21 protein-coding genes are annotated in these 24,637 nt (G+C 60.8%); all 21 read left to right on the top strand.

The window, feature by feature from the left end; translation table 11 throughout:
* Positions 1-6 precede the first annotated feature (6 nt).
* Complete coding sequence (tssB, locus tag AC3WK5_RS10460; protein ID WP_054594684.1) at positions 7-510, top strand: type VI secretion system contractile sheath small subunit; 504 nt, start codon at positions 7-9, stop codon at positions 508-510.
* A 28-nt stretch (positions 511-538) separates the two neighbouring features.
* A complete protein-coding gene (gene tssC / locus AC3WK5_RS10455; protein ID WP_054594683.1) occupies positions 539-2,014 on the top strand; it encodes a type VI secretion system contractile sheath large subunit in 1,476 nt (491 codons plus the stop codon).
* 13 nt (positions 2,015-2,027) lie between these two features.
* Positions 2,028-2,435 carry a type VI secretion system baseplate subunit TssE gene (gene tssE, locus AC3WK5_RS10450; protein ID WP_054594682.1) on the top strand — a complete coding sequence of 136 codons (408 nt, stop codon included), beginning with the start codon at positions 2,028-2,030 and terminating at the stop codon, positions 2,433-2,435.
* A gap of 10 nt (positions 2,436-2,445) precedes the next feature.
* Positions 2,446-2,970 carry a PAAR domain-containing protein gene (locus AC3WK5_RS10445; protein ID WP_103314755.1) on the top strand — a complete coding sequence of 175 codons (525 nt, stop codon included), beginning with the start codon at positions 2,446-2,448 and terminating at the stop codon, positions 2,968-2,970.
* Between the two features lie 44 nt (positions 2,971-3,014).
* Complete coding sequence (locus AC3WK5_RS10440) at positions 3,015-3,968, top strand: DUF6402 family protein (protein ID WP_103314754.1); 954 nt, start codon at positions 3,015-3,017, stop codon at positions 3,966-3,968.
* Positions 3,955-4,368, top strand: coding sequence for a hypothetical protein (locus tag AC3WK5_RS10435; RefSeq protein WP_103314753.1), 414 nt, complete (start codon positions 3,955-3,957; stop codon positions 4,366-4,368). The genes AC3WK5_RS10440 and AC3WK5_RS10435 overlap by 14 nt, the downstream gene beginning before the upstream one ends.
* A gap of 136 nt (positions 4,369-4,504) precedes the next feature.
* Positions 4,505-6,292: a type VI secretion system baseplate subunit TssF gene (tssF, locus tag AC3WK5_RS10430; protein WP_103314752.1), complete on the top strand. Its 1,788-nt coding sequence runs from the start codon at positions 4,505-4,507 to the stop codon at positions 6,290-6,292.
* Positions 6,256-7,263 carry a type VI secretion system baseplate subunit TssG gene (gene tssG, locus AC3WK5_RS10425; RefSeq protein WP_103314751.1) on the top strand — a complete coding sequence of 336 codons (1,008 nt, stop codon included), beginning with the start codon at positions 6,256-6,258 and terminating at the stop codon, positions 7,261-7,263. Before tssF ends, tssG begins: the two co-directional genes overlap by 37 nt.
* 13 nt (positions 7,264-7,276) lie before the next feature.
* Positions 7,277-9,931 carry a type VI secretion system ATPase TssH gene (gene tssH / locus AC3WK5_RS10420; protein WP_103314750.1) on the top strand — a complete coding sequence of 885 codons (2,655 nt, stop codon included), beginning with the start codon at positions 7,277-7,279 and terminating at the stop codon, positions 9,929-9,931.
* A gap of 10 nt (positions 9,932-9,941) precedes the next feature.
* Positions 9,942-11,459 (top strand): sigma-54 interaction domain-containing protein, encoded by a 1,518-nt coding sequence (locus tag AC3WK5_RS10415; protein ID WP_103314749.1) that lies wholly within the window; start codon positions 9,942-9,944, stop codon positions 11,457-11,459.
* 324 nt (positions 11,460-11,783) lie between these two features.
* The gene (locus tag AC3WK5_RS10410) at positions 11,784-11,924 is read left to right on the top strand and encodes a hypothetical protein (RefSeq protein WP_008030659.1); all 141 of its coding nucleotides are present in this window, start codon (positions 11,784-11,786) and stop codon (positions 11,922-11,924) included.
* Positions 11,925-11,941: 17 nt separating this feature from the next.
* Entirely contained in the window at positions 11,942-13,141 is a 1,200-nt protein-coding gene (gene tagH / locus AC3WK5_RS10405) for a type VI secretion system-associated FHA domain protein TagH (protein ID WP_103314748.1), read from the top strand.
* A gap of 5 nt (positions 13,142-13,146) precedes the next feature.
* Entirely contained in the window at positions 13,147-13,647 is a 501-nt protein-coding gene (gene tssJ, locus AC3WK5_RS10400) for a type VI secretion system lipoprotein TssJ (RefSeq protein ID WP_054594674.1), read from the top strand.
* 2 nt (positions 13,648-13,649) lie between these two features.
* Entirely contained in the window at positions 13,650-14,981 is a 1,332-nt protein-coding gene (tssK, locus tag AC3WK5_RS10395) for a type VI secretion system baseplate subunit TssK (protein ID WP_103314747.1), read from the top strand.
* 5 nt (positions 14,982-14,986) lie between these two features.
* Positions 14,987-15,862 (top strand): type IVB secretion system protein IcmH/DotU, encoded by an 876-nt coding sequence (gene icmH / locus AC3WK5_RS10390; protein WP_103314746.1) that lies wholly within the window; start codon positions 14,987-14,989, stop codon positions 15,860-15,862.
* Between the two features lie 14 nt (positions 15,863-15,876).
* The gene (gene tssM, locus AC3WK5_RS10385) at positions 15,877-19,410 is read left to right on the top strand and encodes a type VI secretion system membrane subunit TssM (RefSeq protein WP_103314745.1); all 3,534 of its coding nucleotides are present in this window, start codon (positions 15,877-15,879) and stop codon (positions 19,408-19,410) included.
* A complete protein-coding gene (locus AC3WK5_RS10380; protein ID WP_103314744.1) occupies positions 19,410-20,138 on the top strand; it encodes a PP2C family protein-serine/threonine phosphatase in 729 nt (242 codons plus the stop codon). The genes tssM and AC3WK5_RS10380 overlap by 1 nt, the downstream gene beginning before the upstream one ends.
* Positions 20,135-21,142, top strand: a complete 1,008-nt coding sequence (locus tag AC3WK5_RS10375; RefSeq protein ID WP_103314743.1) for a serine/threonine-protein kinase — start codon at positions 20,135-20,137, stop codon at positions 21,140-21,142. The genes AC3WK5_RS10380 and AC3WK5_RS10375 overlap by 4 nt, the downstream gene beginning before the upstream one ends.
* 21 nt (positions 21,143-21,163) lie before the next feature.
* A complete protein-coding gene (locus AC3WK5_RS10370) occupies positions 21,164-23,245 on the top strand; it encodes a type VI secretion system Vgr family protein (protein ID WP_103314742.1) in 2,082 nt (693 codons plus the stop codon).
* Positions 23,246-23,256: 11 nt separating this feature from the next.
* Positions 23,257-24,063: a toxin Tle1 chaperone Tla1 gene (tla1, locus tag AC3WK5_RS10365; protein ID WP_103314741.1), complete on the top strand. Its 807-nt coding sequence runs from the start codon at positions 23,257-23,259 to the stop codon at positions 24,061-24,063.
* Positions 24,064-24,152: 89 nt separating this feature from the next.
* Positions 24,153-24,629, top strand: coding sequence for a Tli1a family immunity protein (tli1a, locus tag AC3WK5_RS10360; protein ID WP_256585112.1), 477 nt, complete (start codon positions 24,153-24,155; stop codon positions 24,627-24,629).
* Positions 24,630-24,637 lie beyond the last annotated feature (8 nt).

Genomic DNA, 24,637 nt, shown 5'->3' with positions numbered 1-24,637 from the left:
AAAGCCATGGCCAAAGAAGGCTCGGTAGCCCCCAAGGAACGCATCAACGTCACCTTCAAACCTGCCACCGGCGGTGCTCAGGAAGAGATTGAACTGCCGCTGAAACTACTGGCAATCGGTGACTACACCCACCGCGCGGACGAGCGCAAAGTTGAAGATCGCAAGCCGATCAGCATCGACAAGATGACCTTCGACGAAGTACTCGCCAAGCAAGAACTGCAGCTGACGCTGAGCGTGCCGAACCGTCTTCAGGAAGAGGGCGAGACCGAAGAGCTGGCCGTGAAACTGCGCGTCAATTCGATGAAGGACTTCAACCCGGCCAGCCTGGTCGAGCAAGTGCCTGAGCTGAAAAAACTGATGGAACTGCGTGACGCACTGGTGGCCCTCAAAGGCCCACTGGGTAACACACCTGCCTTCCGCAAAGCCATCGAAGGCGTTCTCGCCGACGATGAATCGCGCGGTCGCGTACTGGGTGAGCTGGGCCTGAACGCCGCAGCCCAGGACGCCTGAGTCCCTATCAGCCAAGGAAGCCAGCACTATGAGCACCAGCGCAGCGCAGCAAAAGAGTAACGAGAACGGCGAATACAGCATTCTCGACAGCATCATCGCCGAAACGCGTCTGACCCCGGACGACGAAGCCTACGACATCGCCAAGCGCGGCGTGTCGGCGTTCATCGAAGAACTGCTCAAGCCGCAGAACAACGGTGAGCCGGTCAAGAAAGCCATGGTTGACCGCATGATCGCCGAGATCGATGCCAAGCTCAGCCGTCAGATGGACGAAATCCTCCACCACCCGGACTTCCAGTCGCTGGAATCGGCGTGGCGTGGCCTGCAGTTGCTGGTCGACCGCACCAACTTCCGCGAAAACATCAAGATCGAAATCCTCAATGTCTCCAAGCAAGACCTGCTGGACGACTTCGAAGATTCGCCGGAAGTGATGCAGGCTGGCCTGTACAAGCACATCTACACCGCTGAATACGGCCAGTTCGGTGGTCAGCCGGTGGGCGCGATCATCGCCAACTACTTCATGTCGCCAAGCTCGCCAGATGTGAAACTGATGCAGTACGTGTCGAGCGTTGCGTGCATGTCTCACGCGCCGTTCATCGCCGCTGCCGGCCCGAAATTCTTCGGCCTGGAAAGTTTCACCGGCCTGCCGGACCTGAAGGATCTGAAAGATCACTTCGAAGGCCCGCAATTCGCCAAATGGCAGAGCTTCCGTCAGTCCGAAGACTCGCGTTATATCGGCCTGACCGTCCCGCGTTTCCTGCTGCGCAACCCGTACGATCCGGAAGAAAACCCGGTGAAATCGTTTGTGTACAAAGAAACCGTCGCCAACAGCCACGAGCACTACCTGTGGGGCAACACCGCCTACGCGTTCGGCACCAAGCTGACCGACAGCTTCGCCAAATTCCGCTGGTGTCCGAACATCATCGGCCCGCAAAGCGGTGGCGCGGTTGAAGACCTGCCGTTGCACCACTTCGAAAGCATGGGCGAAATCGAAACCAAGATTCCGACCGAAGTGCTGGTGTCCGACCGTCGTGAATACGAGCTGGCCGAGGAAGGCTTCATCTCCCTGACCATGCGCAAAGGCAGCGACAACGCCGCGTTCTTCTCCGCAAGCTCGGTGCAAAAGCCGAAGTTCTTCGGCATCAGCGCTGAAGGCAAGGCTGCAGAGCTGAACTACAAGCTCGGCACCCAACTGCCGTACATGATGATCGTCAACCGCCTGGCTCACTACTTGAAAGTGCTGCAGCGCGAGCAACTCGGTTCGTGGAAAGAACGTACCGACCTCGAGCTGGAACTCAACAAGTGGATCCGCCAGTACGTTGCCGACCAGGAAAACCCGAGCGCCGAAGTGCGTGGCCGTCGTCCTCTGCGTGCTGCCCAGATCGTCGTCAGCGATGTTGAAGGCGAGCCAGGCTGGTACCGCGTCAGCCTGAACGTGCGTCCGCACTTCAAGTACATGGGTGCCGATTTCACCCTGTCGCTGGTTGGCAAGCTGGACAAAGAGTAAGCGGAGCTGACTCATGACTGGATACGGCAGCCTTTTCGAACGCCTGGGTGGCGACGCGGACAAACGCGTCGGCTGGAGCCGCGAGGTCTCCGCCATGGCGTCGGTGGCTGCCCATCTGGCCAAGATGCTCAGCACCCGTGCGGGCAGCGTGCAAACGCTGTCCGACTACGGGCTACCCGATCTCAACGACATGCGCCTGAGCCTGCATGACTCCCTGAGTCAGGCCCGCCTGGCCATCGAACGCTTCATCGAAGCCTACGAGCCACGCCTCACCAACGTGCGTGTCGTTTCCCTGCCGCGAGACAACGATCAACTCAGGCTGACCTTCAGCATCGAAGGCCTGCTGGAAGTTGAAGGTTTCAAGCGTCAGGTCAGTTTTGCCGCGCGCCTGGATGGCAGCGGTCAAGTCAAGGTCAATTAAGGAGACGACGATGTCCGGCAAACCCGCAGCACGAGTCGGTGACCCAACCGCTTGCCCGCTCCCCGGCCACAGCACCAACCCGATCGCCGCCGGTTCCGGCGACGTATTCTTCGACGGCCTCGCGGCCGCCCGCGAAGGCGATGCCTGCGCGTGTGGTGGTGCGATGTCGGGCGGGTTGGCGACGACGGTTTTTATAAACGGTAAGGCGGCGGCGACAGTGGATTCCGTTGGGACTCATGGCAACAAAGTTACGGCGGGGTCCGGGACGGTGATTATTGGGAATTCGCATTCGCCGGCGCCGTTTGTAGCGCCGTTGCCGGTGGAGATTCAGTGGCCCTTCAATGAGCACTTTGTGATCAATTGCCAGGACAGCGGCGAACCCTTGGCCGGGGTTGAATACACGATCAAAACTGCTTCAGGAAAAGTCATCCAAGGGGTGACGGACACGAGTGGTCGAACACAAACCGTGTTTTCTGAAGTGCAGGAGGCGTTCGAGTTGGTAATTGAACCGCAATCGAGAGTATTGATCGCCTGATGGTCGCGCCCGTACTCGGGATTATTTTTGGATAGGAGTTTTATATGGCCACTACTACAGTAAGTTCGACAATGACTCCGGCCAGTAACAAGGTGGGTCGGTCGGTGGCAGTGTGCCTGTTCAAAGTGACCGATATTCCCGATGCCATGAGAAAGATGAACTGGCCTGTGGCGGCTGATTTGATGCAGCACTGGTTTGACGGAAAACCATGGCCGAACACAGACGATGGTGGAATGGCAGAACTCGTAAAGTCTCATGATGAATTCGCTCCCGAGGAATACATCAACGAAACTATTGTCACGATGAGTTGGGCAATGACTTTCGATCGAACCAAAGCCGCTGTTGATAGCTTGCGCAATCGTTGGAATAACCCGGCTGCCCAGGAACACCTGCGCAGGAAAGTATTATTGCCAGCTTATAAAGATAAAGAGCCTGGCGTGTATCCTTTCAAGTTCAGCAAGGCAAGTGAAGTAGAAAGGGTTGGTTGCGCCAATAGTGAGACTATTGTATTTAATCAAAGTGGTGATGATGACGTTAACGAACTACGGGCGGCACTCGCTAACTTTAACGTACATGTTTTCGCGGACGGCAATATTAGCGTCACACAGGAAAGCATCACGCTTATCCCCGAACGGATTGGTTTTTATGTAGAGGACTCCTACGACTTCAATGACGGCTGGTTTGAACCTAGCCAGGCATTGGGCTACTGGAACTTCGATGGCCTGGAAACCAGTTTTAAAAAGGGGTTTTCTCAGAACTCAGATGTCCGAATGAAACAGAACAGCATTGCTTTTCAAGCAAGAGGCGGTCTTAGTCCTGAGCAGGCGCAGGAAATGAACGCGCTAGAGCACAAACATTACATGTTTGTGCAAAACGGAGACTTTCGAGACTATCGGAAGTCGAGCGGCAAGGGTGGTGACTTTCGTGTCTACTCCGATATTTTGTATGAGAACGTCAGCGCAGCGCCAATAGAGTTTCCAAAAAATGACGCAAACTAAGAAAATCATTTATTGTTTTTTTGCGCTGGTGATTGGCGTGATTCTTGGTTTTTTTGTTCTTGTCGCGGATGTGCTTAATCGTGAGTCATATGTTTCGAACGTGAGCAAGTCTGGTCGTTATAAAGTTGAGGCCGTTCGAGCAGGTCCCGTGCTTGTGTCGTCTAATCTGATTTATCTTCGATTTACCGATCTAGAACAGCCAGGGAAAATATATCGTACGCCATTGATGTCGAAAACTTCATTGGGCATGCAATCTTATGAGGATAAGAAAGTCGTGGGGATTACTTGGGTTGATTTCGATAAGTCCCGTCGCGTCTTTGTATTGTCCATTCCGAACTGGAAAGAGCATTGGGCGAATTTTTTCATCAGTAACATAGCCTATGAAGTGATACCTAACTAATGGTGCTTGATTTGTGTTCTGAGTCAGCGCCTATGAATTCTGCAACGTTGAAAGGCGCCGAGGTTGCGAGAGCCACTCTTGGAGTTGCTGCCACCTAGGCAACTTCACTTTAAATTCATGATCAGGCAGCTATTCCATGTCCTTTAACCACTACTACCAAAGCGAACTCACCGCACTTCGCCAGTTGGGTCGTCGATTCGCCGAGCGTAGCCCGGCATTGGCACCTTTCCTCGGTCAAGCCGGGCGTGACCCTGACGTGGAGCGGTTGTTGGAGGGTTTTGCGTTCCTGACTGGCCGCCTGCGCCAGAAGCTCGATGACGAGTTGCCGGAGCTCAGCCATTCGCTGATGCACCTGCTGTGGCCGAACTACATGCGGCCGTTGCCGGCGTTCAGCATTTTACAGTTCGACCCGTTGAAGCGTTCCGGGCCGGCGTTGCAGGTGGAGCGTGATACGCCGATCGAGAGTGTGCCGATCGATGATGTGCGTTGCCGGTTTCGCACCTGCTACCCGACTGAAGTCCTGCCGCTGGACCTGACTGCGCTGACGTACTCGGTGAAGGGCGACGGTTCGCTGTTGAGCCTGCGCCTGGAGATGAGTTGCGACGGGCATATCGGTGAGCTGGACCTGAGTCGTCTGCGCCTGCACCTGGCCGGCGAGCGTTACATCAGCCAGATGCTTTACCTGAGCTTGCTGCGCAATCTGGAAGGCATCGAGCTGATTCCGCTGGACGCGGCCGGCAAGCCGCTCAATGGCGCCAACGGCACACCGATGGCGTTCAAGATGCCTGGCGACCGTGTGCAGCCGGTGGGTTTTGCCGAAGAAGAAGCGTTGATCCCGTATCCGCTGAACACCTTCCGTGGCTATCGCTACCTGCAGGAATATTTCGCCTTCCAGGACAAGTTCCTGTTCGTCGATTTGAACGGTCTGGACCTGCTCAAGTCTCTGCCCGAAGACACACTCAAGCAGATGCGCGGCCTGGAACTGCGCTTTGACATTCGCAAGAGCGGCATCCAGCGTCTGCGCCCGACCCTGGACAACGTGAAGCTCTACTGCACGCCCATCGTCAACCTGTTCAAGCATGACGCCTTGCCGATTCGCCTCGACGGTAAACAGGACGAGTACCTGCTGCTGCCGGCCGAATACGACCTGGAAAACTGCGGGGTGTTTTCGGTTGAAGGCGTCACCGGCTGGAAGCCCGGCGGCCTGGGTTATCAGGAATACGTGCCGTTCGAATCGTTCGAGCACGACCCGAGTTTCGACGTGCCGCAAAGCCGTCCGCATTACAGCATTCGCCAGCGCACCTCGTTGCTGCACGACGGCCTCGACACTTACCTGAGCTTCGGCATTCGCCACACCGAAGCCCATGAAACCCTGTCGATCGAGCTGATCTGCACCAACCAGAACCTGCCGCGCCGGCTCAAGCTCGGCGACATCTGCGTGGCCTGCGAAGAGACCCCGGAGTTCCTCAGTTTCCGCAACATCACCCCGGCCACGTCGAGCTTCGCGCCACCGCTGAGCCACGACTTTCTGTGGAAGCTGATCAGCAACATGTCGCTCAACTACCTGTCGCTGGCCAACGTCGACGCGCTCAAGGTGATTCTCGAAACCTACGACTTGCCGCGCTACTACGACCAGCACGCGGAGAAGGTCAGCAAACGCCTGCTGGGCGGGCTCAAGTCGATCAAACACCAGCACGTCGACCGGTTGCACCGAGGGTTGCCGCTGCGCGGATTGCGCACCGAGCTGACCATCGACCCGGAAGGCTATATCGGTGAAGGCGACCTGTTCGTTTTCGCTTCGGTTCTTAACGAGTTTTTCGCGCTTTACGCCAGTCTCAATTCGTACCACGAGCTGCGGGTAAAAAGCACACAGGGAGAGGTGTACCAATGGACACCACGTATGGGCCTTCAGCCTCTGCTTTAAGCGGGCTGACCCGAGGAATACGCGAGTACTCGCTGTTTCAGGCCGTGCTGCTGGTCGTCGATCGGCTGCGCGAGGCCCACCCGTACCTGAGCGAAGAGGACCTCTACGACCAGCTGGAATTCCAGGCCAACCCGAGCCTGGGTTTCCCTGGCAGCGATGTCGATCGCGTGGAGTTTTTCCGTGAGCACGGGCAACTGCGCGCGCGTCTGCGTTTCAACCTGATCGGCCTGGTCGGTTCCGGTTCGCCGCTGCCGGCGTTCTACGGTGAGCAAGCGCTGGGCGACAGCGAAGACGGCAACCCGACACGGCATTTCCTCGACCTGTTCCACCATCGCCTGCAACGGCTGATGCTGCCGATCTGGCGCAAGTACCGCTACCGCGCGAGCTTCCAGAGCGGCGCCCTCGACCCGTTTTCCTCGCAGCTGTTTGCGCTGATCGGCCTGGGTGGCGAAGACATTCGCAAGGCCCAGGAACTGAACTGGAAACGCCTGCTGCCTTACCTCGGCCTGTTGAGTCTGCGGGCGCACTCGGCGGCGTTGATCGAGGCCGTGCTGCGTTACTACTTCAAGCACGCCGAACTGACCATCGAGCAGTGCATCGAGCGCCGCGTGGAAATCCTCGACGAACAGCGTAACTGCCTGGGCCGTGCCAACAGCGCGCTCGGTGAAGACCTGGTGCTGGGCGAGAGCGTGCGCGATCGCAGCGGCAAGTTCCGGATTCACATCCGCGAGCTCGACTGGCAACGCTTTCACGAATTCCTGCCGATCGGTTTCGGCTACCAGCCGCTGTGTGCGCTGGTGCGGTTCACCCTGCGTGACCCGCTCGATTACGACATTCGCCTGGTCCTGCGCCAACAAGAAATCCGCGAACTGCGCATCGGTGAGCAGAACGCCTGTCGCCTGGGGTGGACCAGTTGGCTGGGCCGCGAACACGCGGACGGCGTGGTGACCCTGGGTAGCAAAATTCATTAAGGACGAGAGACCAATGATCAACGTAGACCTGCAACAACTGATCCAGGCGCTGGACGCCGAAACCCGTCGTGACCTGGAACGTTCGGCCGAACGCTGCGTCGCCCGTGGCGGCAGCAAAATCCTCGTCGAAGACCTGTTGCTGGGCCTGCTGGAGCGCCCGCAAGGCTTGCTCGCACGCGCGCTGCAAGACGCCGAAGTCGACGCTGGCGAACTCAGCGCCGCGTTGCAATCGCGGGTCGAGCACAGCGCCTCGCGCAACCCGGTGTTCGCCCCGGAACTGGTGCAGTGGCTGCAAGATGCGTTGCTGGTGGCCAACCTTGAACTGGGCCAGAGCCAGGTCGAACAGGCCGCGTTGATCCTCGCGCTGCTGCGCAACCCGATGCGCTATGCCGGCAGCCGTTACCAGCCATTGCTGGCGAAACTGAACATTGATCGTCTGAAGGATTTTGCCCTGTCGCAGAAGGAACAACCGGCCACCGGCAAACCGGCTGTACCGGGTGAATCCCTGCTGCAACGCTTTACCCACAACCTGACCCAGCAAGCCCGCGACGGCAAACTCGACCCGGTGCTGTGCCGCGATGGTGCGATTCGGCAGATGGTCGACATCCTTGCGCGTCGGCGCAAGAACAACCCGATTGTGGTCGGTGAAGCCGGCGTCGGTAAGACCGCGATCGTCGAAGGCCTGGCCTCGCGCATTGCCGCCGGTGAAGTGCCGCAAGTGCTCAAGGGCGTTGAACTGCTGTCGCTGGACATGGGCTTGCTGCAAGCCGGCGCCAGCGTCAAAGGTGAATTCGAACGTCGCCTCAAAGGCGTGATCGACGAAGTCAAAGCCTCGCCGAAACCGATCATCCTGTTCATCGACGAAGCCCACACCCTGATCGGCGCGGGCGGCAATGCCGGTGGTTCGGACGCGGCCAACCTGCTCAAGCCAGCCCTGGCCCGTGGAGAGTTGCGAACCATCGCCGCCACCACCTGGGCCGAGTACAAAAAATACTTCGAGAAAGACCCGGCCCTGGCTCGTCGTTTCCAGCCGGTGCAGTTGCACGAACCGACTGTCAGCGAAGCGGTAACCATCCTCCGCGGTCTGGCTCAGGTGTATGAGAAGAGCCACGGCATCTACCTGCGCGATGACGCGGTGGTTGCGGCGGCGCAATTGTCGGCGCGTTACCTGGCCGGTCGGCAGCTGCCGGACAAAGCCGTCGACGTACTCGACACTGCCTGCGCCCGCGTTCGTATCAGCCTCGCTGCCGCGCCGGAAAGCCTTGAGCGCCTGCGTGGCGAATTGGCCGAAGGCGGGCGTCAGCGTCAGGCCCTGCGCCGCGATGCCGAAGCCGGTTTGCTGATCGACCACGAAGCGCTCGATGCGCTGGAAGATCGCCTGGACGCCGCCGAAGACGAAAGGGTCGCCCTGGAAACCCTCTGGACCGAGCAAAAAGAACTGGCCGAGCGTTTGCTGGAGCTGCGTCAGCAACTGGCCAAGGCCCGTGAAGCCGCGGCCGTCGAGCCGACCGTCGCGGTTGAGGAGGACGCCGAAGGCACGATGATCGAAACCCTCGAGGCGAGCGTGGACCAAGCGCACAGCGTCGAAGCCCTGGAAGCCGCGCTGAACGAAACCCACCGCGCCCTGACCGATGCTCAGGTCAAGGAACGCCTGGTGAGTTTCGAGGTGTGCCCGCGCCTGGTGGCTGAAGTGATCAGCGCCTGGACCGGCGTGCCGTTGGCGCAACTGGCCCGTGAGCACAACGCCAAGGTAGCGAGCTTCGCCACCGACCTGCGCACCCGCATTCGCGGTCAGGAACAAGCCGTCCATGCACTGGACCGCTCGATGCGCGCCACTGCGGCCGGCCTGAACAAACCCGATGCGCCGGTAGGCGTGTTCCTGCTGGTCGGCCCGAGCGGCGTCGGCAAGACCGAAACCGCGCTGGCGCTGGCTGACTTGCTGTACGGCGGTGATCGTTTCATCACCACCATCAACATGTCCGAGTTCCAGGAGAAGCACACTGTCTCGCGCCTGATCGGTGCACCGCCGGGCTACGTCGGTTACGGCGAAGGCGGCATGCTCACCGAAGCCGTGCGGCAGAAGCCGTACTCCGTGGTGCTGCTCGACGAAGTCGAAAAGGCCGACCCGGACGTGCTCAACCTGTTCTACCAAATCTTCGACAAAGGCGTGGCCAACGATGGGGAAGGGCGTGAAATCGACTTCCGCAACACGCTGATCCTGATGACCTCGAACCTGGGCAGCGACCGCATCAGCGAACTCTGCGAAAACAGTGCGCGGCCAACTGCTGAAGTCCTCGAAGAAACCATTCGCCCGGTGCTCAGCAAACACTTCAAACCGGCGTTGCTGGCGCGGATGCGCGTAGTGCCGTACTACCCGGTCGGCGGCCCGGTGCTGCGCGAGCTGATCGAAATCAAACTGGGCCGTCTGGGCGAGCGCCTGAACCGCCGCCAGCTGGAGTTCACTTACTGCCAGAACCTCGTCGATCACCTGGCCGAGCGTTGCACCCAAAGCGACAGCGGCGCGCGGTTGATCGATCACTTGCTCGACCTGCACGTGCTGCCATTGGTGGCGGATCGTCTGCTCGACGCGATGGCCGCAGGCATTAGCCTCAAGCGCGTTCACGCAACGCTCGATGGTGACGCTAGCGTGACCTGCGAGTTCGCCTGAGGTGAGTGTGATGTTCACTCGAGTGCCGCAACCGCTGGTCTATGCCGAAGCCTTGCTGGCGAAGTTCGCCAGCTTGTCGTGCGCGGCTGACGGCGCTGCGCTGCTGGGTGACTTCGTGCGAGCGGTCGCCGAGCTCAGTGGCTGTGAGCTGAGTCAGCTGTACCTGCTCGACGTTACCCACACCAGCCTCGGGCTGAACGCCGAGTGTTTGCAGGGCATCTTGCAGCCACGGGAAACCGCGAGCCTGCCGGCCGACTACAACGGTGAGCAACTGCTGCAGTTTTCCCTGTGCCAGAACCGTGTGCTCAGCCTCACCGGACTCAGTGGCAGCCTGCACGAAACCAGCTTCCTGCCGGAGCAGGCCGTACCGTGGCAGTCACTGCTGTGCGTGCCGTTGCTCAACCCGCAAAAAGCTGTGGTCGGTCTTTTACTGTGCGCCAGCCGCGAACAGGTCGAGTTGCAGGGGTTTTCCGATTCGCTCGGGCAACTGGGTTCGTTCGTGCTCGGGCAATTGCACTTGCTGCAACGGTTGCGCCGGCCAGTAGGCGATGTGTCGCCGATGCCCAGCAGTGTGCCGAGTGCCAGCGGTTATGGCTTGATCGGTAAGAGCTCGGCGATGCGCCAGACCTACCAACTGATCAGCAAGGTGCTGCACAGCCCGTACACCGTGCTGCTGCGCGGCGAAACCGGCACCGGCAAGGAAGTGGTGGCGCGGGCCATCCACGATTGCGGACCGCGCCGTTCCCAGGCGTTCATCGTGCAGAACTGTGCGGCGTTCCCGGAAAACCTGCTGGAAAGTGAGCTGTTCGGCTACCGCAAAGGCGCCTTCACCGGCGCCGACCGTGACCGCGCCGGGCTGTTCGATGCGGCCAACGGCGGGACCTTGTTGCTGGACGAAATCGGCGACATGCCGCTGTCCCTGCAAGCCAAGCTATTGCGGGTTTTGCAGGAAGGCGAGATTCGTCCGCTGGGCTCCAACGACACCCACAAAATCGACGTGCGCATCATCGCCGCGACTCACCGCGACCTGGCGGTGCTGGTCAGCGAAGGCAAGTTCCGCGAAGACCTGTACTACCGCCTCGCGCAGTTTCCGATTGAACTGCCGGCCTTGCGCCAGCGTGAAGGCGACATCCTCGACCTGGCCCGACACTTCGCCGACAAGGCCTGCACCTTTCTGCAACGCGATGCGGTGCGCTGGTCCGACGCGGCGCTCGATCACCTGTCGAGTTATGCCTTTCCCGGCAACGTTCGTGAACTCAAAGGCCTGGTCGAACGCGCCGTGTTGCTTTGCGAAGGCGGCGAGTTGCTGGCCGAACATTTCTCGCTGCGCATCGAGGTCGCGCCGCAGGAAAGCAGCCTGAACCTGCGCGAACGCCTGGAGCAGGTCGAGCGCAGTCTGTTGCTCGATTGCCTGCGCAAAAACGACGGCAACCAAACCCTCGCAGCCCGCGCACTCGGTCTGCCACGGCGCACGCTGCTGTACCGCCTCGGGCGCCTGAACATCAACATGGGTGATTTCGATGGCTGACCCTCAAGCCTGGCACTCAAAAATTGTGGCTGGGATGTTCACTGTGGCTAAGAGGCTTCCTGTGGCAATAGAGCTTTCTGTGGCGAGGGAGCTTGCTCCCGCTCGGCTGCGCAGCAGTCGTAAAGCAGCAGATGCGGTTTCACTGAAACACCGCCGCGCATGGTTTTGGGGTCGCTTCGCAACCCAGCGGGAGCAAGCTCCCTCGCCACAGGTGATCGGCTCAAGTCCTGTGGCCAGCCCGCTCGATCTCACCTCATCCGCTTCTGTCAGTGCCGCCCTCAAGGGTCGGCGCTTTGTGCATTGTTTAGCCCTGGAGACCCTCTGATGTCTGTTCGTCACTGGCAAGCCGTCCTGCTGACCCTCGTCGTTCTATGCGGCCTCGGGGGCTGTAGCGGCAATTACAAATTCAACGACAACACCTATCGCCCTCTGGGTGATCCGCAGGCGGTCAATCGCGGCAAGTGACCGCAAGGAGCGACATCATGGAACTGGTTTTCGAAATGCTGAACACCAAGCAGTTCGTGCCCACAGATTTGTGCCAAAAGACCTTCAAGCAGGCTGGTGGCGTGATCGGGCGGGGCGAGGACTGCGACTGGATCATTCCTGACCGCAAGCGTCACCTGTCCAACCATCACGCGTTGATCAGCTACCGCGATGGCAGGTTTTTCCTGACCGATACCAGCAGCAACGGTATTCAGGCCAGCGAAAGCGGCGCGCGTCTGCGCAAGGGTGAAGCGCAGCGCGTTGAACACGGCAGCGTCTACGTGCTGGGGGATTTCGAAATCCGTGCGCGGCTGGTACGCGCCCCGGCGGCCTTCGATACCGAAGTCGGCCACCCGCAAGCGGCCGGCAGCACCATTCCGGACGATGCGTTTCTCGACCTTGATCCACTCATGGCGCTCGATCAACAGGAACGGGCCTACTCGGAAATCGATGAACTGAGCGCCCTCAATGCGCCGCGTCAGGAACCGCGCCAGTGTGCCGACTACGCGCGCATCGACATGGAAAGCCTGTTGGTGCCGGAACTGGTGGCCGCACCTGTCGCGCCGGAACCTGCGCCGGCACCCAAGGCGATCGAGCGTCAAAGCGAAGGCTTCTGGGAGCATTTCGGTGATGCGCTGGGCGTCGACCTCAAAGGCCTCGATCACGACAGCCGCGAAGCCCTGGCGATCGACGCCGCACGTTTGCTCAAGCAAAGCGTTGGTGGTTTGCAGCAGAGCCTGCGCACCCGTTCGGAGCTGAAAAACGAACTGCGTCTGGCACAGACCACCGTTCAAGGCACCGGCAAAAACCCGCTGAAATTTGCCGTCGATGCCGGCGAAGCGCTGGGCATTCTGTTGCAGGGCGACAAACCCGGCCAGTTGCCGGCCGGGCAGGCGATCTCGCGGGCGTTCCGTGATTTGCAGGCGCATCAGGTGGCCTTGCTCACCGCTAGCCGCGCGGCGGTACGCGGCACCCTCGAACACTTCTCGCCACAGCAACTGACCTTGCGTTTCGAGCGCGACGGCAACAAGCCGCTGCTCGCCACCTCTGGCAGCCGCTGGAGAGCCTACGGCCGTTATCACCAGGCGCTGCGTCAGGACGATGACTGGAGCGAACGCCTGCTGGCGCGGGATTTCGCCCAGGCCTACGAAGAACAGATCCGCCTGATTTCCACCCTACACACCGACCACCAAGGATGATGCGCATGTCTCGCTTCAAGGCCGTAATAATCAACCTGCTGACAGCGTTCAGCGCTCTGGTGCTGCTGGCCGGCTGCTCGTCGATTTCGCCGTATTCCACCGTCACCAAGCTCAACCTCAAGCTGACCGCCAGCGATCAGGTCAACCCGGACCTGAATGGCCGACCATCGCCGATTGTCGTGCGGCTGATAGAGCTCAAACACCCGGTGGCCTTCGAAAACGCTGACTTCTTCAGCCTGTACGAGCGCGCCAAGGAATCCCTGTCGCCAGACCTGGTGGCAAGCGAAGAGCTGGAATTGCGCCCGGGTGAAGCCGTCGAATTCAAGCTCAGCGTCGACAGCGGCAGCCGCTACGTCGGCGTGCTCGCGGCGTATCGCGATCTGCGTGAAACCCAATGGCGCTACGTGGTTCCAGTCACCCCGGCCGATCTGACGGTGGCCGAGCTGACCCTCGATCAGACCGGCATCCATAACAAAAACCAAAAGCTCGCCAAGGCGGATGACTGAACATGAACGTGCATAAAGTCATTTGGCAGGAAGGCATGTTGCTGCGTCCGCAGCACTTCCAGCACAACGATCGCTACTACGACAACCAGATGAAAACCCGCACCCAGTTGCTGGGCAGTTACACCTGGGGGTTTCTGGGGCTCGAGATCGACTTGCAGTTCCTCAACATGGGCAAGCTGGTGATCAGCCAGGCCTCGGGGATTCTCCCGGACGGCAGCCTGTTCGAACTCGGTGGCAACACCGAACCGCTGGCCCTCGACGTCCCGCCGAACACTGGCAACACGCCGATCTACCTGGCCTTGCCGCTGGTGACCGGTAACCACATCGAGTCCCGTCGCCTGGAGCAATCCGACGTGCTGGCGCGCTACACCGCGTACGAAGCGGAAGTTGCCGACTCCAACGCCGGCGATGATTCCAGCAGCCAGGTCAGCTGCGCGCGCCCGGACTTCCGCTTGTTGCTCGGCGAGCAGCAGAGCGACCAGGCTTACGTGAAGCTGAAGATCTGCGAAGTCCTCGACACCACGCCCGACGGCGTGATCAGCCTCGATCCGGATTTCGTCCCGACCTTCATCCACGCTCACGCGTCGGGCTACCTGCTGTCGTGCCTCAAAGAAGTCATCAGCATGCTCGGCCACCGTGGCGACACCATTGCCGACCGGATTCGCTCCAACGGCAAGGTCGGTGGCGCGGAAGTCGGCGACTTCATGATGCTGCAACTGATCAACCGCACCGAACTGGTCCTGCGCCATTACCTCGGCCTGGAACAGGTTCACCCGGAAGAGTTGTACCGCACGTTGCTGTCGATGCTCGGCGATCTGTCGACCTTTGCCAGCGACAGCAAGCGTCCGCGTCTGGACAGCCGCTATCAGCACAGCGACCAGGGCGCGAGCTTCCGCAAACTGATGGAAGCGATTCGTCAGGTGCTGTCGATGGTGCTCGAACAGCACGCCATCGAACTGGAGCTGCAAGCCCGTCAATACGGGATCACCGTGTCGCCGCTGCACGACCACAAACTGCTGGGCACGGCGTCGTTCGTGCTGGCAGCCAGTGCCAACTGCGACTCCGAAGAGCTGCGTCATCGCCTGCCGGCACACCTCAAGGTCGGCCCGGTGGAACGCATCCGCCAGCTGGTCAACCTGCACTTGCCGGGCATCAAGGTCAAACCCTTGCCGGTGGCGCCGCGGCAGATCCCGTTCCACTCGAACAAAACCTATTTCATCCTCGAACTCAGTTCCGAAGACCTGGCACAACTGGAGCGCTCCGGCGGCTTCGCGTTCCACGTGTCCGGCGAATTTGCCGAGCTTGAACTGAAATTCTGGGCCATCAGGAACTGACCGACATGATCAAGGAAATGGATCACAGCCAGGATGACAAAACCGTCCTTCTGGATCGTCAGGGCCATGGCCCGGCACAGAGCCCGCTGACCGATTTCGCGGCACCGCCGCGTTTCGAGCAACTGGAAGAACGGATGATCTACGCCGCGCGCCTGCGCCCGGCGGAAGCCTTCAACATCAGCCTCAACTCGCTGGTGGCGGCGTCGTCCGACCTGCTGTCGGAAGTGGTGCGGCTCAAGCACAGCGCCACCCGCGAAGACATGCACGCGCTCAACCAGCGGCTGACGGCTGCGCTGAAACTCTTCGAAGTCCGTGCGCTGCACAACGGCGCCGAGAGCAGCCAGGTGATGGCTGCGCGTTACGTGCTCTGCACCGTCGTCGACGAAGCAGTGGTCACCACCCCGTGGGGCAACGAAAGCGAGTGGTCGCAGATGAGCCTGCTCAGCAGCTTCCACAACGAGACCTTTGGCGGCGAGAAATTCTTCCAGCTGCTCGATCGTCTGTCGAAGAACCCGATCAAACACCTGCCAATGCTGGAACTGATGTACCTGTGCCTGTCGCTCGGTTTCGAGGGCAAGTACCGGGTACAGGCGCGCGGCATGCTGGAACTCGACGGCATTCGCGATGCGCTCTACCGGCAGATTCGCCAGCTGCGCGGCGACGTACCGCGTGAGCTGTCGCCGCACTGGGAAGGCCTCAACGACAAGCGTCGCAGCCTGGTGCGTATCGTGCCGTGGTGGATGGTGGCGCTGTTTACGCTGGTGTGCCTGGTGGTGATGTATTCGGGTTTTGCCTGGGTACTCGGCGAGCAGCGCGACACTGTTCTGCAACCTTATCAGCCGCTTGATCCAGCCGCAGTTCAGCCGCTGTCGAAGCCGTAAAACAGGGACGTGTGATGAAAAAGCTTTTCAAGAAAGTCGGCGCGTTCTTGCGCAAGACCTGGTTCTGGACCCTGCTGCTGGTGCTGTTCGTGGCGCTGCTGGTGTGGTTCGTCGGACCGCTGCTGGCCGTCAACGATTACAAATTCTGGGAAGGCTCGACCTCGCGCCTGCTGACCATCAGCGTGCTGTTCCTGATCTGGGGCCTGACCATGGTCTTCGTCAGTTGGCGCGCCGGTGTGCGCAAAAAAGCCGTCGAAGAAACCGAAGACGGCCAGGACCGTATTCACCGTGAAGGGCTGATCGACGAGGAACAAAAGGAGCTGCGTGCGCGTTTCAAAGACGCACTGCGTACCTTGAAAACCTCCAGCCTGTATCGCGGCCGCAGCGAACGCTGGCGCAACGATCTGCCGTGGTACCTGCTGATCGGTCCACAGGGCAGCGGCAAAACCAGCCTGCTGGACTTCTCGGGCCTTGAGTTTCCGATCAACAAGATCGACCGCAAACTCACCCGCGACACCATCGGCACTCGCCATTGCGACTGGTACTTCGCCGACCACGGCGTGCTGATCGACACCGCCGGGCGTTATCTGACCCAGCCGGACGTGGATGTCGACGGCAGCGCCTGGACCACCTTGCTCGAGCTGCTGCGCAAGCGTCGTCGCAACCGTCCGTTGAACGGCGTGCTGGTGACCATTCCAGTTGAATTGCTGCTCAGTGGCACCGAGCAAGACCTCGACACCCTGGCGCGTCAGGTGCGTGCGCGCCTGCAAGACGTGCATCAGAAACTGCACGTCGACCTGCCGATCTATCTGGTGCTGAGCAAGGCCGACCAGTTGTTGGGCTTCGACGAGTTCTTCGATCAGCTGACCCGCGAAGAAAGCGATCAGGTACTCGGCACCAGCTTTCGCAAGGAGCAAAGCGGCACCGACGTGGCCGTGCTGCGCGCAGAGTTCGAAGAGCTGCTGCGTCGCCTCAACAGCCAGGTGATCATGCGCATGCACCAGGAGCGCGACACCCAGCGCCGTGGTCGCATTCTCGACTTCCCGCATCAACTGGGGCAGATCGGCGAGCACCTGTGCCTGTTTGTCGACATGGCGTTCACCGGCAATCGCTACCAGCGCGTCAGCCAGTTGCGCGGTTTCTACCTGACCAGCGCGCCGCACCTCAAGCAACAGATGGACCAGAGCACCGCCGGCATTGGCGCCAACCTGGGCATCGACAGCGGCGTGTTACCGACCTTGCGCAGCGGTCGCTCGCGGTTCATCCACCACGTGCTCAGCCGGGTGATTTTCCCCGAGGCCGATCTGGCCGGTCTGGACAAGCGCGAGCGCAGCCGCATCCATTGGGGCCAGCGTGCGTTGTACGTGGGTGCATTGGCGGCGCTGGGGCTGTTCGGTTTGCTCTGGGCTACCGGTTTCTCCGCCAACTACGAACGCCTGGAACACCTGCGTTCGCTGGCGCAGACCTGGACCCAGCAGCGCTCGGCGCTGACGGCTCGCGATGACGCGATGGGCGTGCTTAAAACCCTCGATACCCGCTATGAAGCGACCAAGGTCTTCCCGCCTAAAGGCGATGTGTCGATGTTCGAGCGCGGTGGTCTGTATCAGGGGCAAGAGAGCAACCCGGTGGTCAAGGACGCGTATCGGCGTGAACTTGAAACCCAGTTGCTGCCACGCGTTGCGCAACTGCTTGAAGGGCAGATCCGCAACAACATGAAGGACCGCGGTCGGCTGCTCAACAGCCTGCGCGCCTACCTGATGCTGAACATGAAGGACCGTCGCGATCCAGCGTGGCTGAAAGATTGGGTGGCTCAGGACTGGTCGGTCCGTTACACCGGCAACACCGCGGTGCAGAACGGTCTGAACGGGCACTTCGAACGCCTGCTCAAGCAGCCGTTTATCTACCCGCTCAACGATGCATTGGTTGCCCAGGCGCGTCAGGTTCTGCGCAGCGAATCGCTGGCCACCGTGGTCTACCGGATGCTGCGCGAGCAGGCCCGCAACCTGCCGGATTACCGCTTCAGCCAACACCTCGGTCCGCAGGGCGTACTGTTCGTCGGCACCGACTACGTGATCCCGGGGTTCTACACCCAACAGGGTTATCAGCAGTACTTCTCGGTCCAGGGTTCGGCACTGGTCACCGACATCCTGCGTGACAACTGGGTGCTGGGCGAAGGCTCGGGCATGAGCGGCATGGACTTGCGCCGCCTGATGGTCGAACTGGAGCAACAGTACTTCCGCGACTACGCCAACTTCTGGAGCGAAGCGGTCGGCCAGGTGGCATTGCGGCCAATCAACGACGCGGGTGAAGGTGCTGAACAATTGGCCGGGCTGACGTCCGCCAACTCGCCGGTCTTGCAGATGCTGGTGGAAGTGCGCGAGAACACCCGTTTCCCAACCGCCGTCGACAACACGGAAGATGTCACGGATGCCGCGGAAAAACTGCTCGCCAAGAAGGGCGGTGCGCTGGGTAAAGTCGCTGCATCCGTGGCAGGCAAGGCGGGCGATGCATTGGCCACCAAAAAACTGCCGGACACCGCGAAGAAATCCCTGCAACGGCGCTTCGAACCGCTGCACCGTTTGCTGGATGATAACAACGGCCCGGCTGCCGACCTGACCCCGGCGCTGCAAGCGCTGAACGACCTGCAACTGCAACTGTCCAGCCTGGCGCGAGCCAGTGCCCCGGATCAGGCCGCGTTCGAAATGGCCAAGACCCGCATGAGCGGCCAGCGCGATGCGCTGAGCAACTTGCGCAACGCCTCGGGTCGCCTGCCGCGCCCGATCAGCGTGTGGTTCAACGTGCTGGCCGAAGACACCTGGCGTCTGGTGCTCAACGATTCCTACCAGTACCTCAACCAGCGCTACCAGAGCGAGCTGTACAGCTTCTATGGCAAGGCGATCAACAAGCGTTACCCGTTCAACGCCCACAGCACCAGCGACGTTGCGATCAGCGACTTCCGCGAGTTCTTCAAGGCGCAGGGCATCGCCGACCGCTTCTTCGACACCTACATGCGGCCTTTCGTCAGCGGCGATCCGGGCAACTACCGCCTGCGCAGCATCGACGGTCACAGCCTGCCGATGTCCAAGGTCTACCTCGACCAGATGGCTGCGGCACAAGTGATCCGCCAAAGTTTCTTTGCCGAAAACCCGGCCGAGCCGCAGGTGCAGTTCAAACTGGAGCCGTACACCCTCGACCCGACTGTCAGCCGTTCCGAGTTCCGCTTTGGCGACAAGACCATGGAATACCGTCATGGCCCGATCGTGCCGGTGGCCTTCAAATGGCCAACCGACGCGCAAGATGGCCGCACCAGCCTGGTCCTCGAAAAAATGGCCGGCCGCCCGATCGGCATCGAGAAAAACACCGGCCCATGGTCGCTGTTCCGTCTGTTCGATTTGATGCAGACCGAATACCTGAGCGGTCGCGACGTGCTGGTGCTCAAGGCTGATGTGGGCGGCCTGCGTGCCAACTACCTGCTGATGAGCCAGCGCACGCCGAACCCGTTCGACATGGGCGTGTTGCGCACCTTCCGTATGCCGGTGCAGCTCTGATGCTGGTTGCCAGCCCCTGGCGCAGCGCGGCGCGTACCGATCCGGGCAAGGTTCGGGCGCGCAACGAAGATGCCTTCCTCAACAGCCCACAGCAGGGATTGTGGGTGGTCGCGGACGGCATGGGCGGTCATCAGGGGGGCGACATCGCCAGCCAGTTGATCGTCGCCAGCCTGGCGGAATTGCCCATCGAAGACAGCTTCGACGAGCGGCTCAAAGGCGTGCGCCAGTGCCTGCACTGGCTCAACCGTCGCTTGGGCCAGGAATTGACCGTCACCGCCGGGCGCCATGACAGCATCATGGGCAGCACCGTGGTGGCGTTGTTGGTGGACGGTAATCGCGCGGCCTGCATCTGGGCCGGTGACAGCCGTTGTTACCTGTGGCGTGGGCAGCGTTTGTATCAGCTGTCCAAAGACCATTCGCTGATGCAACAACTGATCGACGAACAACAGATGGGCGTCGAGCAAGCCCGGGCTCATCCGACCGCCAGCGCCTTGACCCGTGCGGTTGGGGCCAGCGAGCAATTGACCCTGGACGTGCTCGAACTCGAGGTTTATCCCGGTGACGCGTTTCTGCTGTGCAGCGACGGTTTGTACCAGGGCTTGAGCAGCGACGCGCTGGGCAACGCCTTGAGCCTGACCGCGCCGCAGGTGGCGCTGGAGCGTTTGTTCGACAGCGCGTTGCGCGGCTCTGCACGGGACAACCTGACTGCCGTGGTGATCCGCCAATGAGTGAACTCAATCCTGTGCTCGACGAGCTGCTGGTCAGCGACGAAGAAGCTGCCAACCTGACCTACTTCGCCTTCGCCAAATCCCATGCAGCACCGCGTGCCGTGGCGCCGACCCGGGCCAGCGTTGGCGCGTTGCCGGACGTGTTGGCGGGGCGTTACCGCATCGAGCGTTTGCTCGGTGCCGGTGGCATGGGCGCGGTGTATCGCGCACGGGACCTGCTGCACGAACAGTTCGGCGACCCCAACCCGTATATAGCGCTGAAAATCCTCAGCGAAGAATTTGCCGAATCGCCGGACGCCAGCGCCTTGCTCTACAGCGAGTTCGCCCTGACCCGACGCCTGCGCCATGCCAACGTGGTGCGTTTGCACAGCTTTGAAGTGGACACCGAGTGCCAGCGCGCCTTCATCACCATGGAACTGATGCGCGGGCTGACCCTGGACAAACTGCTCTGCGAAAGGCCTCTGGGCCTGCCGTGGCAAGAATTGCCTGACATCGCGCTGCCGCTGCTTGATGCGTTGACCTATGCCCACGGTCGCGGCGTGCTGCACGGTGATTTGAAACCGAGCAACGTGATGCTCAGCGAGGAGGGCGTGCGCCTGTTCGACTTCGGCCTCGGCCAGGCCGAGGAGGGCGTATTGCCCGGCCTGCCGCATTTGAGCCGCAGCCGTTTCAACGCCTGGACGCCGGGCTACGCCGCGCCGGAACTGCTGGAAGGCGCGCCGCTGACCGCCAGCGCCGACCTCTTCGCGGTGGCCTGCGTGATCTATGAACTGGCGGGCGGTAAGCACCCGTTCCGCCGCTTGCCGTCGACCCAGGCTCGTGACGAACGCCTGGACCGTGAACTGCAAGCGCCCAAACACCTTCCGAAACACTGCTGGCCGGCGCTGCGCACGGCGCTGGCTTTCGATGCGGCGCAACGCACCATCACCGCCGTACAACTGCGTGACGCCCTAGGCGCCACTTCCTCCTGGCTGCAACGCTGGCTGCATCGGCGCAACGGATGACTACCGAACAGGGAGCAAGCAATGTTCAACCCTTCTAACGAAACCCATTTCAGCCTGACCGTGGCTGACTTCCGGGGTGACCTGCAAGTGCTGTCGTTCACTGGCACCGAAGGCATCAGCAAGACCTTTCGTTTCGACTTGGAACTGGTCAGCGAAAACCACGATCTGGACCTTGAGACGCTGCTGCACAAGCAGGCATTTCTCGCCTTCGATGCGGCTTCTTCCAAAAGCGGAGGCAGTGGCATTCACGGGCAGATCTATCGTGTCGCCCAAGGCGATGCCGGCAAGCGCCTGGCCCGCTACAAAGTGTCGCTAGTGCCGCAACTCGAATACCTGCGCCATCGCACCAACCAGCGCATTTACCAGCAGATGTCGGCGCCGAAAATCATCGCGCTGATCCTCGAAGAACACGGCATCAAGGGCAACGCCTACAGCTTCAAGCTGAGCCAGCCGTGCCCGGATCGCGAGTACTGCGTGCAGTACGACGAAACCGACCTGCATTTCGTCCAGCGGCTGTGCGAGGAAGAGGGCATTCACTACCACTTCCAGCACTCGGCCTCCGGCCACAAACTGGTGTTCGGCGACGACCAGACCGTGTTCCCGAAACTCGACCAGCCCACCGCCTATGTGCAGGGCAGCGGCATGGTCGCCGACGAGCCGGTGATCAAAGGCTTCACGCTGCGCCTGGAAACCCGCACCAGCCGCACCACGCGCCGCGACTACGATTTTGAAAAGCCGCGCCTGCAACTGGAGGCGGCCTACAAACCCGACGGCAAACGTGACGAGCCGGACCTGGAAGACTACGACTACCCGGGCCGCTTCACCGAGCGCCCACGCGGCAAGTTCCTCAGCCAGCGGGCGCTGGAACGCCACCGCGCCGACTACCAGCAAGCCGAAGGCCATGGCGACCAGACCGCCCTGGTCAGCGGCCACTTCCTGGAGATCTCCGATCACCCGCGCAGCGAGTGGAACGACCTCTGGCTGCTGACCGAAGTCATCCACGAAGGCAAGCAACCACAAGTCCTCGAAGAGTCGGTGACCAGCGACACCACCGCCAACAAGGACGACTTCCACCAGGGCTACCGCAACCGTTTCCTCGCCACTCCGTGGGACGTGTTCTACCGCCCGGCGTTGCTGCACCCCAAACCCCGCGTGCTCGGCAGCCAGACCGCGCAAGTCACCGGCCCCAAAAGTGAAGAAATACACTGCGATCAATACGGCCGCGTGAAAGTGCAATTCCACTGGGACCGCATCGGTGCGGCCGACGACAAAACCAGCTGCTGGCTGCGCGTCTCCAGCAGCTGGGCTGGCGACCGCTACGGCGCCATCGCCATCCCGCGCGTCGGCATGGAAGTACTCGTCACCTTCCTCGAAGGCGACCCCGACCAACCGCTGGTGACCGGCTGCCTGTACCACAAGGAAAACCAGGTGCCATACGCCTTGCCGGCGAACAAAACCCGCAGCGTCTTCAAAACCCTCAGCTCCCCTGGTGGCGGCGGCTTCAACGAACTGCGCATCGAAGACAAAAAAGGCGCCGAACAAATCTTCATCCACGCCCAGCGCGACTGGGATGAAAACATCGAACACGACCAGAAAATCCGCGTCGGCAACGAACGCCACGACACCGTCGAAAAAAACACCTACACCGAACTCAAAGCTGAAGAACACCGCACCACCCTTGCCGACCGCAAAGTTGAAGCGCGGATGGACGACCACCTGACCATCGGCCAGAGCCAACACATCAAAATCGGCACCGCACAGCTGACCAGCGTCGGAAGAGAAATCCATCTCAAGGCCGGCGACAAAATGGTCATCGAGGCCGGATCGGAACTGACCATCAAGGGGGGTGGGAGCTTTATCAAGCTGGATGCGGGGGGTGTGACGGTGGTTGGGCCGCTGGTGAAGGTTAATGCCGGGGGCTCGGCGGGGAGTGGGACGGGGATTGGGATCAAGCCGCCGCGCTTGCCGGGCGCCGCAGACAAAGACCTTGCCGGTGCGCCGCCGGTGCAGGCGCTGGGCAACACGCCCATGCCGCCACCGCCGGTTTGCAAGGAATGCCTGGCCCGGGCCAAACGTAATAGTCAAGCCCTGGCGGCACGATAAAGGACGCTTTCATGTACGCAAGCAATGCGCAGTGGCATGACCAACTGTGGGTCGACGCCGAGCAGTTGGGCCACAACCACCTTGACCTCTTGATCGACGCCACCAGCCTCGACTACCCGCTGCTGGAAGAGCTGGCGAGCCTGCCCGATGCACCGAAACTGGCGAAGCTGTTCGACAACACCCCGGAGGTCGCGATTGCCGATTTCGGGCCGTTGCTGCTGCGCGTGGACAAGGTCCAAAAGCCCTGGCTGAAAACCTTCTTCAACGCCATCGACTGCAATCAACATGTGCTCGCGTTGTTCAGCCCTTGGGACTTTGACGTGCTCAGCGAACACCTGCGCGGCTGCACCCAGGCGCAGTGGAACCAGGGCCGTTCTGAAGGCGTGTTGCGCTACTACGAACCGCGGATGTTTGTGCCCGTGTGCGAAACCCTCACCCCGGCACAGAGCCAGGCCTTCCACGCCCCGGCCATCGCCTGGCACTGGCTGGACCGCGACCAGCAAACACAAAGCCTGCCCGGCAACTACGTGCGCCACACACCGCCGCCGGCTACCCAGGTCATCATGTTCGACCACCCACAAGTCGCCAACCTGCTGGCCTGGACCGAAGCCGACAGCTACCGCATCGACCGCTGCGCCATGCCACAAGACTACGGCATGAGCCGCAAGGAAGGCCTGATCCGCCACCTGTTCCACAGCCAACTGGCCGCCAACCAGAAAGGCCTCAAGGAACCGGAACAACGCCAACCCTTCATCGAACAATGGCTGCGCGACAACTCGCCGTTCGTTATTGATGAGCCGCCGAGGCCGTTGATATGAAGCTTATCCGTGGTCATGAACTCGCTGCGTTGGCCGGGAAGGAATTGCCTTCATGGTGGGCGCGTGGGTGGGTTTTGCTGGGCGTGTTGATGGTGGGCGGATGCTCGACGAGGAGTGAGATGCTGGGCGCACCTGTGACGGGTTACAACCATACCTCTGCGGTGATCAATTGGTTTTCGGTGAATGGGGCCGGTGGACCGAACCTGGGACCGTACGTAGGTGGAGGAGCGGAAGTTTGCTGTGGCGTGCTGCCTCGTGTTTGGAATCCAGGATTGAGGGCAATTGTGGAGTGGGAGAAGGATCCGGATCCTGACGGATATATCAAACGTGACCGATATGGTCGGCTTGATAGTGAAGACTACAAACGTCACGCCGCCAATTACTCACGACATAAGGTAATCGTTGAGATTCCTCAATACACCGAAGAGGTCTGTGCGTTGCAGGTCCACTTCCTGCCGTGCGATCAAGTGCGTGTTTCGACGACCTGTTACACACCCTCAAATCCCAAGTACCCCGATAGGGCGTATTTCCAGATGAAGGAGTCGGCGACATGTCCGGTTCTTTGATCAGCGTT

It is taken from the genome of Pseudomonas sp. FW306-02-D09B (genome assembly GCF_058782685.1).
This window is presented reverse-complemented; position numbering and strand designations above follow the sequence as displayed.

Bases quoted from the DNA above. Each gene is read 5' to 3' on its own strand.
- tssK (WP_103314747.1), top strand. From the start codon at position 13,650: ATGAACGTGCATAAAGTCATTTGGCAGGAAGGCATGTTGCTGCGTCCG.
- tssJ (WP_054594674.1), top strand. From the start codon at position 13,147: ATGTCTCGCTTCAAGGCCGTAATAATCAACCTGCTGACAGCGTTCAGC.
- AC3WK5_RS10375 (WP_103314743.1), top strand. From the start codon at position 20,135: ATGAGTGAACTCAATCCTGTGCTCGACGAGCTGCTGGTCAGCGACGAA.
- tagH (WP_103314748.1), top strand. From the start codon at position 11,942: ATGGAACTGGTTTTCGAAATGCTGAACACCAAGCAGTTCGTGCCCACA.
- AC3WK5_RS10440 (WP_103314754.1), top strand. From the start codon at position 3,015: ATGGCCACTACTACAGTAAGTTCGACAATGACTCCGGCCAGTAACAAG.
- tssB (WP_054594684.1), top strand. From the start codon at position 7: ATGGCCAAAGAAGGCTCGGTAGCCCCCAAGGAACGCATCAACGTCACC.
- icmH (WP_103314746.1), top strand. From the start codon at position 14,987: ATGATCAAGGAAATGGATCACAGCCAGGATGACAAAACCGTCCTTCTG.
- AC3WK5_RS10415 (WP_103314749.1), top strand. From the start codon at position 9,942: ATGTTCACTCGAGTGCCGCAACCGCTGGTCTATGCCGAAGCCTTGCTG.
- AC3WK5_RS10435 (WP_103314753.1), top strand. From the start codon at position 3,955: ATGACGCAAACTAAGAAAATCATTTATTGTTTTTTTGCGCTGGTGATT.
- tli1a (WP_256585112.1), top strand. From the start codon at position 24,153: ATGGTGGGCGGATGCTCGACGAGGAGTGAGATGCTGGGCGCACCTGTG.
- tssG (WP_103314751.1), top strand. From the start codon at position 6,256: ATGGACACCACGTATGGGCCTTCAGCCTCTGCTTTAAGCGGGCTGACC.
- tssC (WP_054594683.1), top strand. From the start codon at position 539: ATGAGCACCAGCGCAGCGCAGCAAAAGAGTAACGAGAACGGCGAATAC.
- AC3WK5_RS10370 (WP_103314742.1), top strand. From the start codon at position 21,164: ATGTTCAACCCTTCTAACGAAACCCATTTCAGCCTGACCGTGGCTGAC.
- tssE (WP_054594682.1), top strand. From the start codon at position 2,028: ATGACTGGATACGGCAGCCTTTTCGAACGCCTGGGTGGCGACGCGGAC.
- tla1 (WP_103314741.1), top strand. From the start codon at position 23,257: ATGTACGCAAGCAATGCGCAGTGGCATGACCAACTGTGGGTCGACGCC.
- AC3WK5_RS10445 (WP_103314755.1), top strand. From the start codon at position 2,446: ATGTCCGGCAAACCCGCAGCACGAGTCGGTGACCCAACCGCTTGCCCG.
- tssH (WP_103314750.1), top strand. From the start codon at position 7,277: ATGATCAACGTAGACCTGCAACAACTGATCCAGGCGCTGGACGCCGAA.
- AC3WK5_RS10410 (WP_008030659.1), top strand. From the start codon at position 11,784: ATGTCTGTTCGTCACTGGCAAGCCGTCCTGCTGACCCTCGTCGTTCTA.
- tssM (WP_103314745.1), top strand. From the start codon at position 15,877: ATGAAAAAGCTTTTCAAGAAAGTCGGCGCGTTCTTGCGCAAGACCTGG.
- tssF (WP_103314752.1), top strand. From the start codon at position 4,505: ATGTCCTTTAACCACTACTACCAAAGCGAACTCACCGCACTTCGCCAG.
- AC3WK5_RS10380 (WP_103314744.1), top strand. From the start codon at position 19,410: ATGCTGGTTGCCAGCCCCTGGCGCAGCGCGGCGCGTACCGATCCGGGC.